This window comes from Neobacillus sp. KR4-4 (genome assembly GCF_042136325.1).
GTDB lineage: Bacteria > Bacillota > Bacilli > Bacillales > Cytobacillaceae > Neobacillus.
In genome coordinates this window covers 275277-295525 of record NZ_JBHHJU010000003.1, presented here as the reverse complement: position 1 = coordinate 295525, position 20249 = coordinate 275277, and the positions used below count along the sequence as shown (strand labels likewise).

Sequence of the window (20249 nt, the reverse complement as noted above, 5' to 3'; positions counted from 1 at the left end):
ATACAGTGTACTAAATAAAACACGATTAGACAATATCTGCAATCAGATAAATTTTCTTTCTTTTATCGGTTTTAACCAGCCATATCTTTGATGTTCAAGGTCAAGCGCTAAAAAAGAAGACTCGCATTTTCTTAATACTTCAAAAAAGGCAGTCTCGGCTTCATAGCTTCCTTGTGCATCAATAGTAATTAAGTCTTGGAATACCTCTAACTTTGCCGTACTTAGTTTTCCGCTTAATTCCATCGAATATGCACCATTTTCAGCTTTAAAACCCTTGATTTTTCCAAGTTGCTTTAGAATAAGCTGATGAATCTTTAGCGCCTCGACTTTTCTGGTTATATAGGAAATTTGTTTTTGGGTTATAAATTTAAATTCACCGTTTGCTTTATGATTCTCTTGAAAAAGCTGAAAAAACAATCGCTCTCTTCCGAAGTAATGGGTCGCAAATTCATCTTCTATTAAATATAGTTGATATTTTCTCACCACTGTTCTCTCCTTCGTTGGTTACCCTTTTTACTATTATAAAAAAAGACAAGCGAAACTTTTGTCTTACGGCGCCAAAAACTTCCACTATTTTTGTCGATTGTAAGAATTGCAAGCTATTTTTTTATATTTCGGTAGATTTTATGAATTTTCCTGCAGCAATATCTTTGTGCATATTTGTGCAAATATTATCTGCCCCAACAAAAAAAGAGAACGGATAAATCCGCTCTCCTTAAAATTACGATTTTATTTTTGTAAAAGTGCCTTCACACGTGCCACAACGTTATCTACGGTAAATCCGAATTCTTCCATAATCTTTTCTCCTGGTGCAGAAGCTCCAAAATGATCAATCGCTAATACATCGCCTTCGTCACCTGTATATTTGTGCCAGCCAAACGATGAGCCAACTTCAATTCCAAGACGTTTTTTCACACCTCTTGGTAAGACAGAGTCTTTGTATTCTTGGGATTGTTGCTCGAAGCGATCCCATGAAGGCATACTTATGACTGAAGCATGAACCCCTTCTCCTGCAAGTGCTTTTTGAGCTTCCACTGCAAGACTTACTTCAGATCCAGTTGCTAAAAGCAATGCATCTGGAGTTTCTCTTTCAGAAGGAGATACCACATAGGCGCCCTTAGAAACACCCTCATAAGCATTGGTATCAGTATTTTTTAATGTAGGTAAATCCTGACGAGTTAACACAAGTGCAGTTGGTTTGTCTGTTGACTCAACAGCAAGCTTCCATGCTGCCGCTGTTTCGTTTCCATCTGCTGGGCGAATGACTGAAATTCCTGACATTGCACGTAATGCCGCCAATTGTTCTACCGGTTCGTGCGTTGGTCCATCTTCCCCAACAGCAATACTATCATGCGTAAATACATAGGTAACAGGTAATCCCATTAACGCAGCTAGTCGAATCGCTGGACGTAAGTAATCAGAGAAAACAAAGAATGTTCCGCCAAAAACTTTTACTCCGCCATGAAGAGCGATCCCGTTCATTGCAGCACCCATTCCAAATTCACGAACACCAAACCAGATATTGCGGCCTTCATAAGATCCTGGCATAAAGTCTTTCGTACCTTTGATCATCGTTTTATTAGAGCCTGCAAGGTCTGCTGAGCCCCCAATAAAAATAGGTAGATTTTTAGCAATGCCATTAATTACTTCACCTGATGAGGCACGGCTTGCAAGGCTTTTCCCTTCACTATAAACAGGGATATCCTTGTCCCAACCCTCTGGAAGTTCATTATTTAATGCTTGCTCAAGCTGAGCTGCTAATTCAGGGTATTCATTTTTATATTGAGCGAAAAGGTCATTCCACTCTTTTTCCTTTTTCTCACCATTTTCAACGATAAGCTTTTGGAAGTTATCATAGACTTCTTGTGGTACATGGAAATCTTCTTCAAAAGTCCATTTATAGGATTCTTTAGTAAGTTTTAATTCATCAGCACCAAGTGGTGAACCATGGACACCTGATGTACCCGCACGATTTGGAGAACCATAACCGATTACTGTTCTTACTTCAATCATTGTTGGTCGTTCTAAATCATTTCTTGATTCTTCAAGCGCTTTTGCGATTTCCTCGAGATTGTTTCCGTCCTCCACACGAAGATATTGCCAGCCGTAGGATAGGAAGCGATCTTTGACACTTTCTGAAAAAGACTTATTTAAATCACCATCTAGAGAGATATCATTTGAATCATAAAGGACCACTAATCTTCCTAGTTTCAAGTGCCCCGCGAGTGAAGCTGCCTCTGCAGAAACACCTTCCATCAAATCTCCATCTCCACAAATACTGTATGTAAAATGGTTCACAAGTTCATACTTATCTTTATTATAAACACTTGCAACATGGCGTTCTGCCATTGCCATTCCCACTGCCATTGCAATCCCTTGTCCAAGTGGACCAGTTGTTGCTTCTACACCTTCAGTGTGGCCGTATTCAGGGTGACCAGGTGTTTTTGAGCCCCATTGACGGAATTGTTTTAAGTCATCCATGCTTAAATTGAAACCAGACAAGTGAAGCATGCTGTATAACAACGCTGACCCATGTCCAGCAGATAAAACAAAACGATCACGGTTAAACCAACGTGGATTCTTCGGATTTTGGTTCATGAAACGAGTCCATAAAGTATACGCCATTGGCGCTGCACCCATTGGCATCCCTGGGTGTCCAGAGTTTGCTTTCTCGATTGCATCAATCGAAAGAGTTCGGATCGAGGTAACTGATAAATCATCAATAGTATTAAACATGAATTACATCCTTTCCTAATGACTAGGTACTAAGTACATTTCAATTTTATATTGATACTGTGGTTTATTCAACAAATAGCATAATAATAAAGAACAAAATCCGCTTTATTTTTTAGTTTGACTCAGAAAATGCCGCTCTATGTAAAAAAGGGATACAAAAATTGTATCCCTGAATTTTTAGTGAAGTGTATTTTTTTTCCTAGCTTTGATTTTTTCTGGTGTGACATCATTTCCCTTAGGATCAATAAACTTAGTGTTGGTAAGGGTATCAAGCATATTAGAACGAAATGCTGCCAAATATTCGCTTCTTAATTTTGATTGTTCTTTGGCTTCTGTTTCAGTCAATCCCGTTGCTTTAGCTTTTCTTGCCAACTCGTTAATTCTAGCCATTTTTTCTTTGGATAGCATGGAGTAAACCTTCCTTTCTACCTGTTTACATGACACCTGATTTTACTAAAAAAAAAACCTAATGACAAGGCAAAAGGTTTACTCTTCTTGTGATTCGATATATTCTTGGTATCTTCTATGTACGGTTGCCTTTGAGATGTTATAACCAAAACCTCTCAAAGTGGCAGCAATTTCAGCAAAAATTAATCCATTCTTTCTTAGCCGGACAATTTCTTCTACCGGTACTTCAATTTTTTCACGTCCGGAACCTTCACCAAGATTTTTTAAGTTTTTTTCAGGTTTATAACCATTCTGAACAGCTCGCTTCATGCCGCGCTTAATTTTTGCATTATGAAGTTTACGTTGATATTCCTCCACCATACCAACAATTTTTAAAACCATGGAATCTGATTCTGACAGCTGTAATTCTCCACTTTGAGAGATACTATAAAGTTTAATATTTTCTTTTAAAATGCAGTGCAAAATCGCTATTTTAGCGTTACCTCTACCAAGTCGGGTTTCGTCCTGGATTAAGACCGCATGAACTTGATCATCTTTAATACGCTCTAATAATTGAAAGATCCCTTCCCGGTCGAATTCGTAGCCACTTGCCTTTTCTTTAATTACACTATCAATTTCAAATTGATAGGAATGAGCAAGTTGTGTTAATTCCTCTTCTTGGCGCTTTAATGATGTTTCTTGTGTTTCTTTGTTGGTGCTAACACGGCAGTATATGATTGCTTTCATTGTTATTCCTTTCTATTCACTCACAGCACTAGCTAATTCTTGTGTTGTTAAACCCTTTTCGTTACTCACTGGAATAATAATTTCTTCACCAGGAAAAATTAGGTCTTCATCAATTTCATTATGCTTTTTTATCCAAGAAACAAATTCCTGGTTTGATAAAGAATGTTGTTCGGAATATTGGTCAGAGATTTCCCAAAGTGAATCTCCTTCTGAAATCGTAATCTTTAAATACTTATCTTGATCATTTGAATGATGTTGAAAAGATAATATGAAGGAAAGTGAACAGCTTAAAATAATTAGAATAATAGCATAGGAGTATTTGTTCCATAATTTTTTCATATAAAAAACACCTCTACTAAGAATATACGTTCGTTTTATTAATATGATTATAAAACGAACGTTTGTTTGTTGTCAACTATTTTTCGAACTTATGTTTGTATAAAAAACACGAACATGGTATAATAAAGACAACAAAAACCAGACGAGGTGGATTTTATCATGGCTAAAATATCAAAGCGGCAGCAGGATATATTAGACTTCATTAAAAGTGAGGTTAAGAGTAAAGGATATCCCCCTTCCGTAAGAGAAATTGGAGAAGCAGTTGGACTTGCATCCAGCTCCACTGTTCACGGTCATTTAGCAAGGCTGGAAAGCAAGGGACTGATTAGACGGGATCCAACCAAACCAAGAGCAATTGAAATATTAGAAGCAGATGCTGCAGCACATATACCAAGAAATGCAGTAGTAAATGTTCCCGTAGTAGGTAAAGTAACTGCAGGATTACCAATTACAGCTATTGAAAATGTCGAAGAGTTTTTCCCGCTCCCAGAAAGTCTTGCACCTGCAGATGAACAGGTTTTCATGCTAGAAATCATGGGTGAGAGTATGATAGAAGCTGGGATACTAGATGGGGACTACGTCATTGTGAAACAGCAGCCAACTGCGAATAACGGTGATATCGTTGTAGCAATGACCGAGGAAGATGAAGCCACCTGTAAAAGATTTTTTAAAGAAAAAGATTACATACGCCTGCAGCCAGAAAATTCTACAATGGACCCTATTATTCTAAGGAATATTTCAATTCTAGGAAAAGTTATTGGCGTTTATCGGCATATTCATTAATAAGGAGCTTGCACAACTGTGCATGCTTTTTTTATGTCGTATTATTGGGAAAATTTTTCATTTTTATCATATCATGTATATTATATAGTGAAAATTCAGTATTTTTACTCATGTCCATGTTGTAAATGTTTGATATAATTGAACTACACCAAGATTTACCTTAGGTCCAAAAAATTAGGCTTAAGGAGGTTGAGAAACCGTGTTAGCCGACATTATTTTCTCTATTGTAATTGGTGGAACTGTTGGCATTGTTGGACATGTTCGTAAGAACGGAAAAATTATCATGCCAAGGAAAACAAAAAGATTCATTTATCTCGGCTTTTTAGAAGAGTTGCTCCTAGGTGCGGTTGCTGCGCTTCTCCTCGTTCTATATACAGCTCCAAATTCAACGGTGGAAACTATCTTTTTTTCAATCATCGCAGGAATTGGTGGTGATGCCGTTCTTTCTAAAATTAAGCTACTTAATCAGAGTGAAAAGAATAATGAATAAATCGAGAGAAACGCCATGATACTATTCGTATTATGGCGTTTCTTTTACCAATGAAGACTGTTTATTTGATTATTTTGCTATCCGTGCCTGTATTTCAGATAATTTCACCTTAAAAAACGCTTTGTAAACTTCTGTATCCGCTTCCTTAAATACGGAATGGCTCACATAATCTCCTTTTAACGTTCTACGTTCCTCATCAAATAGAAAACATTCCTGACCTTTGGCTCCTGACTCTAGCAAACTTAATATAAGGTCCGGTTTCTTATACGTCTTTTCACGAAGTATTTCTTGGGTTTGAGCATTACAAATTTGCAGTTTATACAATTAGAGCACCTCCCAAATGTTTTCAAGTTAATCATATAATATATATGAGTAGCAGAAGGAAGATAATTGTGAATTTTTCAAGAAATAAAGGAAAATTATAGATATCGTTGAGGATTGACGACCTAATTTAGACGTTATAAGTAATTTAGATCGTCAATCGGGGCTATTGGCGACCGTAGTTTGATAGAAAAAGGAATTTGGGGCGTCAATCAATGGACTGCTTCCAAATCTAACTTGATAAATCACAACAAAAAAACCCTGTCACTACAAGCGACAGGGTTTACTGATATTAATACATGCTCATATATTGATCGCGTTCCCATTGGTGAACGACTGTGCGGAACATATCCCACTCGATTTCTTTTGCCTCAACAAAGTGTTCCATAATGTGCTCGCCTAGACCAGCCACGATTACTTCATCAGCTTTTAATTGATCTAATGCTTGAGCTAATGTAGCAGGAAGATCGATGATGCCTTCTTCGATTCTTTCTTCTTTGCTCATTACATAGATGTTTCTATCAACTGGTGCTGGAGGAGTTAATTGGTTTTTAATTCCGTCTAAACCGGCTTTTAGAAGAACAGCCATTGCAAGGTATGGATTAGCAGATGGATCAACGCTTCTTACTTCCACACGAGTACTTAATCCACGTGAAGCAGGAATACGAATTAATGGTGAACGGTTTCTAGCTGACCAAGCTACATAGCATGGAGCTTCATAGCCAGGAACAAGACGCTTATAAGAGTTTACTGTTGGGTTGGTAACCGCAGTAAAGGCTGGAGCGTGCTTTAGAATTCCGGCGATAAATTGACGAGCTGTATCGCTCATTTCTAAGTCGCCGCTTGGCTGATAGAATGCATTTTCTCCATTTTTAAATAATGAAAGGTTCATGTGCATGCCAGATCCATTAACTCCGTATAAAGGTTTTGGCATGAATGTTGCGTGCAAGCCATGTTTACGAGCGATGGTTTTAACAACTAATTTAAACGTTTGGATTTGGTCACATGCAGTTAATGCATCAGCATATTTAAAATCAATTTCGTGCTGACCTGGTGCTACTTCGTGGTGAGAAGCTTCAATTTCAAAGCCCATTTCTTCTAATTCAAGAACGATATCACGACGGCAGTTTTCACCTAAATCTGTTGGTGCTAAATCAAAATAACCGCCTTGGTCATTTAGCTCTAAACTTGGCTCGCCTTTTTCATCTAATTTAAATAAGAAGAATTCCGGCTCAGGTCCTAAGTTAAAGTTAGTAAATCCTAACTCTTCCATTTCTTTTAATACTCTTCTTAAGTTATTTCTAGGATCCCCTTCAAATGGTTTTCCTTCTGGAGTATAAATATCACAAATTAAGCGGGCAACTTTCCCCTTTTCTGCTGTCCATGGGAATACCACCCATGTATTAAGGTCAGGATAAAGCAGCATATCAGACTCTTCAATTCGTACAAAACCTTCGATTGATGATCCGTCAAACATCATTTTGTTATCAAGTGCTTTTTCTAATTGAGAAATTGGAATTTCCACGTTTTTAATAGTTCCAAGGATGTCTGTAAATTGTAAACGAATAAATTTTACGTTTTCCTCAACAGCTAATCTTTTAATATCTTCTCTTGAATACTTTGCCATTTTCTTACCCCCTATTTTTTGAAAAGATGCTGCCAATTTAATGGAAGAATCTTGACATATCTCCTTGACGTAATGATGATCGGTTGTTTCGGCCAGAATGCATCATTTCGTTGCGTAGTAGTTTTCTAAGTTGGTCATCCGTTAATTCGCGTTTAGCTTTCTCTGCTTGTTGTTCGATTATGTTAGATTGTTGTTGCTCTTTTACTAGGAATAATTGTTTAATACCAGCCATGTTCACACCTTGATCAATCAAATCCTTAATTTCTAGAAGCCTATCAATATCATTTAAGCAATATAGACGTCTATTCCCTTCGGTTCGAGCTGGAGAAATCAATTGGTGTTCTTCGTAGTAGCGAATTTGCCTGGCTGTAAGTTCCGTTAACTGCATGACCGTTCCAATTGGGAACAGCGGCATGGAACGGCGAATTTCCTTTCCACTCACCTAATTACTCCTCCCTTCGGGTTTGTTTATAATGCTATTATATTTCGTGTTAGAAAAGTTGTCAATGATATGTTAGATTTTCTTCCATGAAATTTTCTTAAAAAATCGTACAAACCAATAAATGGACTAAATAAGGTCTATTAATCCTTTTTCAGTTAAATGATCAATCGCGAGGCAAACAGCCATTTTTACATGGGCATATGTTAAACCACCTTGTACATAGGCAACATATGGCGGTCTTATCGGCCCGTCTGCGGTGAGTTCAATACTTGCTCCCTGGATAAAGGTACCTGCAGCCATAATCACGTCGTCTTCGTACCCTGGCATATAGCTCGCATGGGGAGTCACGTATGAATTAATGGGCGACGCAAATTGAATGGCCTGACAAAAAGCAATCATCTTATCACGGTCATCGAACTGTACAGATTGAATTAAGTCGGTCCTGTTAGCATTCCATTTTGGCGAGGAATTCATACCTAATTTCTCCAGCATTGCCGCCGAGAACACAGCACCTTTTAAGGCCTGGCCCACCACATGAGGAGCTAGGAAAAAGCCTTGATACATTTCTTGAAGACTATAGAGGGATGCACCAGCTTCAGCCCCAATCCCAGGTGAAGTCATCCGATATGAACAAGCTTCCACCCACTTTTTTTTCCCAACGATATATCCGCCAGTCTTCACGATTCCGCCGCCAGGATTTTTAATCAGCGAGCCAGCCATTAAGTCCGCACCGACATGACAGGGCTCCATTTCTTCTACAAATTCTCCGTAGCAGTTATCCACAAATACAACGACATCTGACTTAATTTCTTTTACATACTTAATCATTTCGCCAATTTCAGCTACTGTAAAAGAAGGTCTTGGGTCATAGCCCTTGGAACGTTGAATCCCAATCATCTTCGTATTCGGTTTTATTTTTTCAGATACTTGATCCCAGTTAATTCGCCCTTCATTTGTCAGGGCAACACTATCATAAGAAATGCCAAATTCTTTTAAAGAACCAACCCCATTTCCACGAAGACCGACGATTTCTTCCAAGGTATCATACGGTTTGCCTGTAATATAGAGGAGTTCATCCCCAGGGCGAAGAACACCAAATAATGCAATGGAAATGGCATGGGTACCAGAAATGATTTGCGAGCGAACCAGTCCTGCTTCACCGCCAAGGACATCTGCATAGACATTTTCCAACGTATCTCTTCCTATGTCATCGTAGCCGTATCCAGTTGACGGGATAAAATGAGAGTCACTGACCCGATGTTTTTGAAACCTCTGTAAAACCCTAAATTGATTGGTTTCGATTCTTTCATCAATTTCCTTATGTACCCCAGCAATTTGTTGTTCGACTTCCCTAACGATTGGCTGGAGTTTTTCCCCATTTTTTAACTGTTGAAACATGCATGAATCTCCTATCTACTTTTATAATTCTGTAATTGGCCTGTAATTTGATGATCTTGCAGCGAAAATCCCTTACAGTGATATAACTGACTATCTTCATCAAAAGAAAGTCCTCTTAAGATGGTCTCATTTTTTAATTGAGAAAGCAGTTTTCCCTCCGTAGAAGGAACGGCTACCTCATAAGGAACCATCAATTCCATCACAACTTGCTCTATTTTTTCTTTTAAAGAATGGCGGTCATTCTCGTCAAAAGCACTGATAAATGCTGTTGGTGTATCCGCAGTTGGGACAAAATCAGCATGCTGAATATCCCTCTTATTATATACCGTTATTTGCGGGATATCTTTCACTTCCAAATCATCTAACAGCTTTTTTACTGTTTTTTCATGATGGAAATAATCCGGGTTGGACATATCCACTACATGAAGCAGCAAATCTGCTTCCTTTACTTCCTCGAGGGTGGACCGGAAGGCAGCAATAAGCGTTGTCGGTAAATCTTGAATGAAGCCAACTGTATCCGTAATCAAAGCAAAGAAACCACTGGGCAGGATCAGTTTTCGTGTCATTGGATCAAGGGTGGCAAACAATTGATTTTCCTCATAAGACTCGGCTTCGGATAAACGGTTAAACAAGGTTGATTTACCAGCATTAGTATATCCAACAATAGCCACTTGAAAGGCTTTATTTTTCTTCCTTCTTTCTCGGTATCGATCCCTGTGCTGAACGATGACAGAAAGCTGACTTTTGATATCATCGATTCGGCGCCGGATGTGACGACGGTCCGATTCTAATTTCGTTTCACCAGGTCCTCTAGTCCCAATTCCGGCACCAAGACGAGATAAAGCGGTCCCCTGACCGGCAAGCCGCGGTAGTATGTATTGCAATTGAGCAAGTTCCACTTGCAGTTTTCCTTCTTTGGACCTCGCTCGCTGTGCAAAGATATCTAAGATCAGCTGGGTGCGGTCAATCACCCGGGCATTTAATTCTGTAGCAAGATTTCTCTTTTGACTTGGCGAGAGTTCATCATTAAAAATGACGATATCAGGCTCAAGTTCCTCTACGAGTGCATTTAGTTCTTCGACTTTCCCTTTACCTATGTATGTCGCTGGATGACGGCGCTCTCGTTTTTGAACGACAGATACCAACACTTCCCCCTGAGCGGTTTCAGTTAATGCCTCTAACTCCTCCATTGAATAGTGAAAACGTAAGTCATCGTCCCCGCTGGTTTGGCAGCCAACTAGGATTACTTTCTCTTTCGTTTCTTTCTGTTCCAAAAGGCAACCTTCCTTTCTAAACATCTAGCTTTCATCATAACAAAAAATATATATAATCTCTATTTTCTCCAATTCCCCAAAAACTTATTGTATTTTTTCTACAACATGATAAAATTTTAATGTTTGAAACCTGTTACATATTTACTATATTAATAGTGTAAAAATAAAATAGACATCAAGGGGATAGCAAAAATGACATGGGATGTTTTAAGTATGATTGGAACCATAGCCTTCGCTGTCAGTGGAGCAATTGTGGCGATGGAGGAAGAATATGATATTTTCGGGGTTTATATTTTAGGAATCGTTACTGCTTTCGGAGGCGGAGCAATTCGAAATTTATTAATTGGCGTACCGGTATCTGCACTTTGGGACCAAGGATTATTTTTTCAAATTGCCTTGTTATCAATTACTGCTGTGTTTTTATTTCCAAGCAATCTTCTCAAACACTGGCAAAAATGGGGGAACTTATTTGATGCGATCGGCCTCTCTGCTTTTGCCATTCAAGGTGGCATTTACGCTGTAAAAATGGACCTCCCTCTTAGTGCTGTAATCGTTGCCTCGGTCTTAACTGGAATTGGCGGCGGAATCATTCGTGATTTATTAGCCGGAAGAAAGCCTATTGTACTAAGAGCAGAAATTTATGCGCTCTGGGCCATTTTGACAGGCTTATTTCTCGGGCTGGGTATTGCTGAACAGCCATTGGAGTTATATTCCTTATTTGTTATTGTAACTGTGTTACGAGTACTTTCTTATACCTTTAATTGGAAATTGCCCATTCGTAAGCTCGAAGCAAATTAAGATTCTTTTCCAAATAGAAACGACAGATTATCAAGAATCTGTCGTTTTTTTGTGGTTAATCTTCTTCAAACACAAGATCATTACTTCTAAGTGTCATTAATTCATGACGGTCATAGCTATTTAACATAAGCAGCCTCATCGCCTGAGCACGGATTGATTTTTCAATAATATTTCGAACATACCTACCGTTTGAAAAACTATTTGGGCTTAATACTGCTTTCACCCATATTAAATGTTCTTTAAGCTTTTTTTCCGCTTCATGACTGAATGCGTATTCTCTTTCAATTAGCATTCTTGCAGAAATTTCCATTAATTGTTCGATATTATAATCAGGAAAATCTACCACTATCGGAAAGCGCGAATGCAGCCCAGGATTAAGCGTTAAGAAATGATCCATTTCCCGAGAATATCCGGCAAGAATCAGAATAAATTCATGCTGTTTATCCTCCATATGCTTTACTAGGGTATCAATAGCCTCTTTGCCAAAATCCTTTTCACCACCTCGGCCCAATGAGTACGCCTCATCAATAAACAAGATTCCCCCTTGGGCCTTCTTGATTAAATCTCTAGTCTTTTGTGCGGTGTGGCCAATATACTCGCCAACAAGGTCAGCACGCTCAGCCTCAATTAAATGACCTTTTGTTAATACACTCATTTTTTGAAAAAGCTTGCCAATTAGTCTTGCTACTGTCGTTTTTCCTGTACCTGGATTTCCTTTAAACATCATATGAAGGGCTTGTTTTCTTGCTTTCAAACCCATTTCTTCACGTTTTTTATTTACATAAATCCAAGCATAAATTTCCTTAATCATCTTTTTCATTTCTTCCATCCCAACCAATGCCCCAAGCTCGTCTTCAATTTCTTTAAGAGCCGTGTGTTCAGGCGGAATATCCTTCGGAACCACTTGAAATTCAGGTAACTCTTTTGAAATGGTTTTTCCCTTTTGTGAGTTGAGGACAACACTTATTTGGCCGTTACTTTTCATTCGAATGGGTTGGTCCAAAGCTTTCACCTCTCATTTTCGCCAACAGATTACAAAGGATGCTTTTTTATGGCCACTCAGAATTTATCCTCTAAATTCCGACCTCAAATATACTTAGGAGAAATGCATAGTCCTTCAACTAATATGTATTCATACACGGTGAATTTCATTAAAAAAGTTTTCACAAAAATAAAAAAAAAGCCCTTAAGATGGGCTCTTAAAAACTTATTGGTTATCCAATTCAAGATGAACGTTTCTTTGCGGTGCAAAGGTTGAGATGGCATGCTTATATACTAATTGCTGCTTACCTTCTGATTCAAAAAGGACTGTAAAATTATCAAAGCCTTTAATTTGGCCTCTTAATTGGAATCCGTTTAATAAAAAGACGGTCACATGTATGTTATCTTTGCGGCACTGGTTTAAATATTGGTCCTGAATATTAATTGTTGTTTTCATTTGTATTTCCTCCTCTTTTATCTCTACTAATATGTATTCGATTTTACTTTAAGCTTTCCTTCAACACAATGTGAAATTTCCTTTATTTTTTTTGATATATTCTCCACATCGGTCATATCAAACCAAACAACATCCATCTTGTTCCGAAACCATGTCAATTGTCTTTTCGCGTATCTTCTCGAATTTTGCTTTAAATTGGCTATTGCTTCTTCTAACGACATTTTACCATCAAAGTATGTAAAAATCTCTTTGTAGCCTATCGCTTGGATGGATTGGCAATCACGTAAACCCTGTTGATATAGACGTTTTACTTCTTCTATGAGCCCTTCCTCAACCATAATATCCACTCGGTAGTTGATCCGCTCATAAAGTTTCTCTCGTTCCATTGTTAACCCAATAATCGCAGTATCGTACAAAAGGTCTGGTTGCTGCGTACTTTGAAACTCTTGCATTGTCTTTCCTGTCAGATGGAAAATTTCAAGAGCACGAATGACTCTTCTTATATTATTCGGGTGGATTTGTGAAGCACTTTCAGGATCCACCTCCATTAATTCTTTATACAGAGCTTCATTACCGATTTCCTTTACTCTTTCCTCCAGCATAAGACGATATGTCTCATCACCGGGCACATCGGAAAATTGATAATCATAAATGACAGACTGTATATATAACCCTGTTCCACCAGCAATGATAGGCAGCTTGCCTTTTTGAACAATCTCATCAATCTTAGCCCGAACAAGGTGTTGAAATTCGGCAACCGAAAAATTTTCAGTTGGCTCCTTAATATCAATTAGATGGTGTGGAATTCCTTCCATTTCTTCTGGTTTAATTTTTGCTGTACCAATATCCATGCCACGATAGATCTGCATCGAGTCCCCGCTGATAATCTCTCCATTATAGCGTTTAGCCATTTCGATACTTAACTTTGTTTTTCCGACAGCAGTTGGTCCGATGATTACTAATAACTTTTGTTTTAAATCCAATATTTTCACACTGCCTTATCCCATTTTCAGTGAAAGCACACTTTCGATTCCACTTTCACCCCTTCATCGTAACATAAATTTAAAAAGCAGTTGAACATCAAACTATTATATACATAAAAGTTCTTTTCTATGCTCCTAATCCACATGAATCATAATTTTTCATTTTCATTACCAAAAAGGAATAATTTTCTTGTAACTTTACAAAAGGATAACGGTTCATTTACAAACCGCTTACTACCCCCAACTTTATGATAGACTACCCGTAGCATATCTAGTAACCAAAAATAATGGAATAAGGTGAAAAAAGATGTTATCAACTTTTGATATTGGAATTGATTTAGGAACTGCAAATATACTTGTGTATAGTAAAAATAAAGGAATTGCGATAAATGAACCGGCGGTGGTGGCAATCGATACGGTCACCAAAAATGTAGTAGCTATTGGACAAGAAGCTAAGGAAATGATTGGCAAGACCCCTGAAAAAATCATTGCCATTCGTCCTATGAAAGATGGAGTTATAGCTGATTATGATGTAACGACTGAATTGCTAAAACACATCATGCGTAAGGCATCCAAAAAGATTGGATTTGCCGTTCGGAAACCAAATGTTGTCGTAAGTATCCCGTCTGGTTCTACAAGTGTTGAGAGAAGAGCGATCAAAGATGCGGTAAAACAAGCGGGTGCAAAGAAAATCAGCTTAATTGAAGAACCGGTCGCAGCGGCAATTGGAGCAGGATTACCAATCGATGAGCCTGTAGCGAATGTAGTGGTCGATATTGGCGGCGGTAATACCGAAGTTGCCATAATATCCTTTGGCGGTGTCGTTTCCTGCCATTCCATTAAAATCGGTGGTGACCGTCTCGATGAAGATATTATTCAACATATCAGGAAAGAATATAATATCCTGATTGGGGAAAGAACAGCAGAAAACATCAAAATGGAAATTGGTTATGCTCTCATTGACCACGAGGAAATTTTCATGGATATCCGCGGCCGTGATCTTGTAACTGGGCTGCCAAAAACAATTAAACTATCTTCCTATGAAATTCGTTTAGCAATTAAGGAACCACTTTTGCATATTTTAGAGGCAATCCGTGCAACCCTTGAAGATTGCCCAGCAGAACTCAGTGGAGACATCGTTGACCGTGGTGTTATTCTGACCGGCGGTGGAGCTTTATTAAATGGTATGGAGGCATGGCTAAGCAAAGAGATTGTCGTTCCTGTTCAACTTGCACCAAACCCACTAGAATCGGTAGCAATTGGAACTGGAAAAGCCCTGATGTACATGAACAAGCTTCCAGTTGCTGTGATATAAGATGCTTCTGATAGAAATTCTAACTAGTTAACACTAAAATAGATAGAAGTTGAAAGAGCTGCAGAACACAACATTCTGCAGCTTTTTCTTTATTCTTGTACATCATTTATTTTTTATAAGCAATGGAGGTTTATATTTTGATACAGAAAACCTTTATGCTGAAAAAATGTCGAAATTTGTCGAAAAATATTATTTCATTGTATCCGCTTCCACTTGTTAAAATTATTTTATCATAAATATTTATAATTTTTTTTGTTTTTAAACTATTCTTTTTTTTTAATTGCACAGGGGAGGCATGATTAATGCAGCAGCTAAGAAAAGAGGAACTAAAGGAGAAGAATTTGACCGAAACGGTTCAAGTAAGTATCGACGTTCCACCACATATTAGAGACAGATTTTTGGAAGCAGTAGAAAAAAGCGGAAAGACAATTAATGATGTTTTAAAGTTGTATATGCAAAAATATACGTGGAAACAGGGAGAATTGCAGAGAAATAGACAAAAACGCCGTCAAGAACTTGGCTGATGCTACGGAATTAAAGAAGAGCAAAAAGCCTTACTCAATAAAGAGTAAGGCTTTTTGCTCTTCTCATAGGTTCTGTGCTCGCTTTCTACATATTGAAAATCACATCACCCGTTTAAACATTTTTTCCATTTCATAAACCGAATAATGGACAATGATCGGTCTTCCATGCGGACACGTAAATGGATCGGAGGCCTTACGTAGATCATCCAAGAGTGCTTGGATCTCGTCATTTCGTAAATGGCGGTTCGCTTTAATGGATGCCTTACAACTCATCATAATCGCCGCTTCTTCACGCAGTTTCTTTATATCTACCTTTTTCATTAATAATAGCTGCTCAATCATCTCTTCAATGATTTCTTTTTCCTCCCCTTTTGGAAACCACTGCGGGTGGGAACGAACAATATAGCTATTAATCCCGAACTCCTCAAGAAAAACTCCGACTTTTTCGAGCTCGTGTTGGTATTCATTTATTTTCAAAAATTCATCCGTCGAATATTCAAACGTTAAGGGTACCAGCATTTCTTGTAACTCAGATTGGACCTGACCTACCTTTTCCCGGAAATACTCGTACTTTAACCGCTCTTGGGCTGCGTGCTGGTCAATGATATATAAGCCATTTTCATTCTGGGCAAAAATATAGGTCCCATGCATTTGCCCAATTGGATATAACCGGGGGACTCTACTTCCTGAAGGTGTGTCACACTTAGTCTCGATTATATCAGGGTTGGGTTGAACTGTAGTGCTTACATATGAATCAGACCTAGCCGGCGCCTCACTAAATGGATTCGTCTCGAACCAGGTGTCAGGCACCATTGTTTCTTCCTCTTCGATTTCGGGTTGAATCGGCCATTTGGAAATAGGTGTTTCTGTTGGGCCATCACCCAGCGACGGACGTTTTTCTTGGACGATTGCCGTGGCTTCTGGCTGGAACCACTCCAACTCTTTCCTCTCCACGGGCGTAATGGTTCCTTCATCAAGGGTCAAGGAAGTTTGTTCTTCCTTTGGCGCTTCTTTTTTCACGGCTGTATAGGCTGTCGGGATGAGGATTTTCGATTTAAACTCCTCTTTTATCATCGTTGTGACAAGTTCATTCAACTCTGCTTCTTTACTAATACGGACCTCCATCTTGGAAGGGTGAACATTGACATCCACAAGCAAAGGGTCCATCTCAATGTTCAGGAGAACAATTGGGAACCTGCCGATTGGAAGCAAGGTATGGTAGCCTTCTTGGATCGCCTTGGCTAATGGATAGTTTTTGATAAAACGTCCATTAATCATCGTTGAAATATAGTTTCGTGATGCTCTGGTTACCTCAGGCATGGAAGCAAAACCAGTGATGTTATAATCAAGCGATGTCCCGGAGATGGGAACCAGCTGCTTGGCGATTCCCAAACCATAAATCGATGCTAGGACCTGGCGAACATCTCCGTTTCCATTGGTTTGCAATAATTTCCTATCATTATGGATGAGGCGGAAGGCTACTTCTGGATGGGAAAGGGCCAATCGATTCACAACGTCCGTTATATTTCCAAGCTCGGTATGAATGGTCTTCATATATTTCAAGCGGGCAGGTGTATTGAAAAATAAATCGGTAATCGTAATATCGGTTCCTCTTCGGCTCGATGCTTTCTCAAATATTTCCACTTTGCCGCCCTCGATAACCACCCGATTTCCTGCCCCTTCACCCGTAGAAGTTTTCATCTCGAGCCGTGAAACAGAGGCGACACTTGGCAGAGCCTCTCCCCGGAATCCGAGGGTCCTGATTCGGAACAAGTCATTTTCATTCTTTATTTTAGAGGTGGCATGGCGTTGAAAGGCGAGTAACACATCCTCTTCCTCAATCCCATATCCATTGTCGGTAATGCGGATTTTGGCAAGTCCGGCTTCTTCCACTTCAATTTCAATCACCGTACTGCCCGCGTCAATTGAATTTTCAACCAACTCTTTTACCACGGAGGCAGGACGCTCGACTACCTCTCCCGCTGCGATTTTATTCGATAAGGCATCATCTAATTGAATAATTTTCCCCATTCCGATTCACCCCCTACTTTAACTTTTTTTGGAGCTCATACAACATATTTATTGCTTGAAGTGGTGTTAAATCCAATATATCTAATTCCTTCATTTTATCAATCACACGCTTCTCTTTAGAAGATAACTCTTGCTTCTTCACATCTTTCGGTTCATCAAAGAAAGAAAGTTGAGCAGGCTGTTCTTCTACGTGAACTACCTCCACTACTTCTGTTTTCGGCTTGACCTCCTGGGAATCAGACTGCTCTAGTGCAGTTAATATTTCATTCGCACGGCTTATTAAGTCTGAAGGCAGTCCTGCCAGCTGAGCGACATGGATTCCGTAACTCTTGTCGGCTGGTCCTTCTTTTATTTTATGAAGAAAGACGACTTTTCCATTATGCTCAATTGCACTAACGTGGATGTTTTGCAGCTTAGATAGTTCTTCCTCTAAAACCGTTAATTCATGATAATGGGTGGAAAAAAGAGTTTTTGCCCCAATATTGGTATGAATGTATTCAATGATTGCTTGTGCAAGGGCCATCCCATCATAAGTGGAAGTACCACGCCCGATTTCGTCAAATAAGATTAAGCTGTTTTGTGTAGCATTTGAAATCGCATTTTTAGCTTCAAGCATCTCAACCATAAAAGTACTTTGTCCGGAAATTAAATCATCGGCTGCACCAATCCGGGTAAATACTTGATCAAAAATGGGCAGGACCGCTTCGGAGGCTGGGACGTAACAGCCGATTTGCGCTAGTATCGCAACCAAAGCGACTTGACGCATATAGGTACTTTTCCCCGACATGTTCGGGCCTGTAATCAATAAAACTTCCCGGTCGCTGTCCATGAAGCAATCATTTGGGACGTATTCCTGGGCGTTCAATACCTTTTCTACCACGGGATGACGGCCTTCTTTAACAACGACACGACCCTCCATTGAAAACTGTGGTTTGACATAATGGCGGTCTTCACTTACTTGAGCGAAGCACTGCAGGACATCCAGTTCACTTATCGTTTTGGCTAATGCTTGTAAACGCGGAATCTGTTCTTTTACAATCTCGCGAATCTCCGTAAACAATTCATATTCCAGTTCACTGCTTTTTTCCTCTGCTTGTAAAATTAATGCTTCTTTTTCTTTTAAATCCGGAGTAATAAACCGTTCCGCATTGGATAATGTTTGTTTCCGTTCGTATTGTCCTTCTTCTAACAGATGTAGGTTTGCACGTGTAATCTCAATATAATAACCAAATACACGGTTATAACCAACTTTTAGTGATTTAATACCGGTCTTCTCGCGTTCTTCCCGTTCCAGCTGAGCAATCCACGTTTTTCCATTCCGGCTGGCATCACGATATTGATCGAGCTGGGCATTGTACCCATCGCGAATCATATTCCCTTCTTTTAAGGAAAGCGGTGGATTTTCAACAATCGCCTGCTCCAACAAATCCGTAATTTCTTCACAAGGATCAAGCAGCTCTGCGATTTGGTTCACTTTTTCATCCTTCATACCTTGCAAAATTTGTTGTAAATATGGAACCTGCATTAACGAGCGCTTCAATTGGACCAAATCACGGGCATTGATATTCCCAAAGGCTACTCTTCCAGCTAATCGTTCTAAATCATAAACTTCCTTTAGTTTTTCACGTAGTTCTTGACGCTCAAAATAATGTGATATTAGGACTTCCACAATTGATTGGCGCGATTCAATCTCAATTTGACTGATTAATGGACGGTCGATCCAGTGCTTTAACATCCTTCCGCCCATTGCGGTCATCGTCTCATCTAAGAGCCATAATAAAGAACCTTTTTTTCCTTTGGAACGAATCGTTTCTGTTAATTCAAGATTACGTTTGGAATAGTAATCAATTTTCATATATTGATGGATTTGGTAGGTGGTGACTGGCTGTAGATGATCCAAACTTCTTTTTTGCGACCGGTATAAATAATGAAAAAGCCGCGCCATTGTTTGCTTTAGCTTTTCTTGATTCAAATCTTTTAGCAAATGAGAAAAATTCATATCTATTGAACTATTATCTTCAAATGAAATCGCTAAGACGTCACGTTCCCGAAGTTTCTTTTGCCATTCCCCATCAAAGTTGCTCGCAACAACTACTTCCTTCGCACTTAAGACTGCTAACTCATTTAGGACTTCATCAAAATTTTTCGATAGGAGTGTGACTCGGCTTTCACCTGTTGAGATATCATTGTAGGCAAACCCAAAGGTTTCATCATCAAATTGGGTAATTGAGGCAATATAATTATTCTCTTTATCCGATAACCCCTTCCCTTCCATCACTGTACCAGGCGTGATTAATTGGACAACTTCCCTTTTCACCATACCCTTGGTCAGCTTCGGGTCTTCAACCTGCTCACAAATCGCCACTTTAAAGCCTTTTGAAATGAGCTGTTCAATATAGTTAGGTGCAGAATGATAGGGAACGCCGCACATCGGAATCCGTTCATCCGTGCCACCTTGTCTGCTTGTTAGAGTTATTTCTAATTCTTGTGATGCTTTAATGGCATCATCGAAAAACATTTCATAAAAATCGCCTAAGCGAAAAAATAAAAAGGCATCTTGGTAATCTGCCTTAACGGTTAAGTATTGTTGTATCATCGGCGTATATGCAGCCATAA

Annotated in this window: 20 protein-coding genes; 5 read left to right on the top strand and 15 right to left on the bottom strand. The window is 39.0% G+C overall.

Annotated features, from left to right (window positions below):
* Positions 1 to 42: 42 nt before the first annotated feature.
* The 5 genes from sirA to yneA form a co-directional block, all read right to left on the bottom strand.
* Positions 43 to 483: a sporulation inhibitor of replication protein SirA gene (gene sirA / locus ACE198_RS04915; protein ID WP_026566602.1), complete on the bottom strand. Its 441-nt coding sequence runs from the start codon at positions 481 to 483 to the stop codon at positions 43 to 45.
* Between the two features lie 246 nt (positions 484 to 729).
* A complete protein-coding gene (tkt, locus tag ACE198_RS04910) occupies positions 730 to 2736 on the bottom strand; it encodes a transketolase (protein WP_098572242.1) in 2007 nt (668 codons plus the stop codon).
* A gap of 177 nt (positions 2737 to 2913) precedes the next feature.
* Positions 2914 to 3144 (bottom strand): DUF896 domain-containing protein, encoded by a 231-nt coding sequence (locus ACE198_RS04905; RefSeq protein ID WP_098572241.1) that lies wholly within the window; start codon positions 3142 to 3144, stop codon positions 2914 to 2916.
* Positions 3145 to 3222: 78 nt separating this feature from the next.
* Entirely contained in the window at positions 3223 to 3870 is a 648-nt protein-coding gene (locus ACE198_RS04900) for a YneB family resolvase-like protein (protein WP_375374828.1), read from the bottom strand.
* A 12-nt stretch (positions 3871 to 3882) separates the two neighbouring features.
* Positions 3883 to 4209: a cell division suppressor protein YneA gene (yneA, locus tag ACE198_RS04895; RefSeq protein ID WP_375374827.1), complete on the bottom strand. Its 327-nt coding sequence runs from the start codon at positions 4207 to 4209 to the stop codon at positions 3883 to 3885.
* A 159-nt stretch (positions 4210 to 4368) separates the two neighbouring features.
* Between yneA and lexA the strand changes: the two genes are divergently transcribed.
* Together lexA and ACE198_RS04885 are read left to right on the top strand one after the other, a co-directional pair.
* Positions 4369 to 4992 carry a transcriptional repressor LexA gene (gene lexA / locus ACE198_RS04890; RefSeq protein WP_375374826.1) on the top strand — a complete coding sequence of 208 codons (624 nt, stop codon included), beginning with the start codon at positions 4369 to 4371 and terminating at the stop codon, positions 4990 to 4992.
* Between the two features lie 199 nt (positions 4993 to 5191).
* Complete coding sequence (locus ACE198_RS04885) at positions 5192 to 5482, top strand: DUF4257 domain-containing protein (RefSeq protein WP_375374825.1); 291 nt, start codon at positions 5192 to 5194, stop codon at positions 5480 to 5482.
* Between the two features lie 69 nt (positions 5483 to 5551).
* Here the strand turns inward: ACE198_RS04885 and ACE198_RS04880 are convergent, their stop codons facing one another.
* From ACE198_RS04880 to hflX, 5 genes are all read right to left on the bottom strand, one after another.
* Positions 5552 to 5806, bottom strand: a complete 255-nt coding sequence (locus ACE198_RS04880; RefSeq protein ID WP_375374824.1) for a hypothetical protein — start codon at positions 5804 to 5806, stop codon at positions 5552 to 5554.
* 289 nt (positions 5807 to 6095) lie between these two features.
* Positions 6096 to 7430 (bottom strand): type I glutamate--ammonia ligase, encoded by a 1335-nt coding sequence (glnA, locus tag ACE198_RS04875; protein ID WP_098572235.1) that lies wholly within the window; start codon positions 7428 to 7430, stop codon positions 6096 to 6098.
* A gap of 37 nt (positions 7431 to 7467) precedes the next feature.
* Entirely contained in the window at positions 7468 to 7845 is a 378-nt protein-coding gene (locus ACE198_RS04870) for a MerR family transcriptional regulator (protein ID WP_180230015.1), read from the bottom strand.
* A 153-nt stretch (positions 7846 to 7998) separates the two neighbouring features.
* Entirely contained in the window at positions 7999 to 9270 is a 1272-nt protein-coding gene (locus tag ACE198_RS04865; RefSeq protein ID WP_375374823.1) for a methionine gamma-lyase family protein, read from the bottom strand.
* Between the two features lie 11 nt (positions 9271 to 9281).
* Positions 9282 to 10544, bottom strand: a complete 1263-nt coding sequence (gene hflX, locus ACE198_RS04860; protein ID WP_375374822.1) for a GTPase HflX — start codon at positions 10542 to 10544, stop codon at positions 9282 to 9284.
* Between the two features lie 192 nt (positions 10545 to 10736).
* Between hflX and ACE198_RS04855 the strand changes: the two genes are divergently transcribed.
* Positions 10737 to 11342 (top strand): trimeric intracellular cation channel family protein, encoded by a 606-nt coding sequence (locus ACE198_RS04855; RefSeq protein WP_098572231.1) that lies wholly within the window; start codon positions 10737 to 10739, stop codon positions 11340 to 11342.
* A gap of 55 nt (positions 11343 to 11397) precedes the next feature.
* Here ACE198_RS04855 and spoVK read toward each other — a convergent pair whose 3' ends face one another.
* From spoVK to miaA, 3 genes are all read right to left on the bottom strand, one after another.
* Positions 11398 to 12345 (bottom strand): stage V sporulation protein K, encoded by a 948-nt coding sequence (gene spoVK, locus ACE198_RS04850; RefSeq protein ID WP_375374821.1) that lies wholly within the window; start codon positions 12343 to 12345, stop codon positions 11398 to 11400.
* A 204-nt stretch (positions 12346 to 12549) separates the two neighbouring features.
* Positions 12550 to 12780, bottom strand: coding sequence for an RNA chaperone Hfq (hfq, locus tag ACE198_RS04845; protein ID WP_026566590.1), 231 nt, complete (start codon positions 12778 to 12780; stop codon positions 12550 to 12552).
* 26 nt (positions 12781 to 12806) lie between these two features.
* Positions 12807 to 13763, bottom strand: coding sequence for a tRNA (adenosine(37)-N6)-dimethylallyltransferase MiaA (gene miaA / locus ACE198_RS04840; protein WP_098572270.1), 957 nt, complete (start codon positions 13761 to 13763; stop codon positions 12807 to 12809).
* A gap of 307 nt (positions 13764 to 14070) precedes the next feature.
* On the opposite strand from miaA, the gene mreBH reads away from it, so the two are divergent.
* Both mreBH and ACE198_RS04830 read left to right on the top strand, forming a co-directional pair.
* The gene (gene mreBH / locus ACE198_RS04835; RefSeq protein ID WP_375374820.1) at positions 14071 to 15078 is read left to right on the top strand and encodes a rod-share determining protein MreBH; all 1008 of its coding nucleotides are present in this window, start codon (positions 14071 to 14073) and stop codon (positions 15076 to 15078) included.
* 302 nt (positions 15079 to 15380) lie between these two features.
* The gene (locus ACE198_RS04830) at positions 15381 to 15602 is read left to right on the top strand and encodes a hypothetical protein (protein WP_098572228.1); all 222 of its coding nucleotides are present in this window, start codon (positions 15381 to 15383) and stop codon (positions 15600 to 15602) included.
* 99 nt (positions 15603 to 15701) lie between these two features.
* Here the strand turns inward: ACE198_RS04830 and mutL are convergent, their stop codons facing one another.
* Together mutL and mutS are read right to left on the bottom strand one after the other, a co-directional pair.
* Positions 15702 to 17633: a DNA mismatch repair endonuclease MutL gene (mutL, locus tag ACE198_RS04825; protein ID WP_375374819.1), complete on the bottom strand. Its 1932-nt coding sequence runs from the start codon at positions 17631 to 17633 to the stop codon at positions 15702 to 15704.
* A 13-nt stretch (positions 17634 to 17646) separates the two neighbouring features.
* Positions 17647 to 20247, bottom strand: coding sequence for a DNA mismatch repair protein MutS (mutS, locus tag ACE198_RS04820; protein ID WP_375374818.1), 2601 nt, complete (start codon positions 20245 to 20247; stop codon positions 17647 to 17649).
* Positions 20248 to 20249 lie beyond the last annotated feature (2 nt).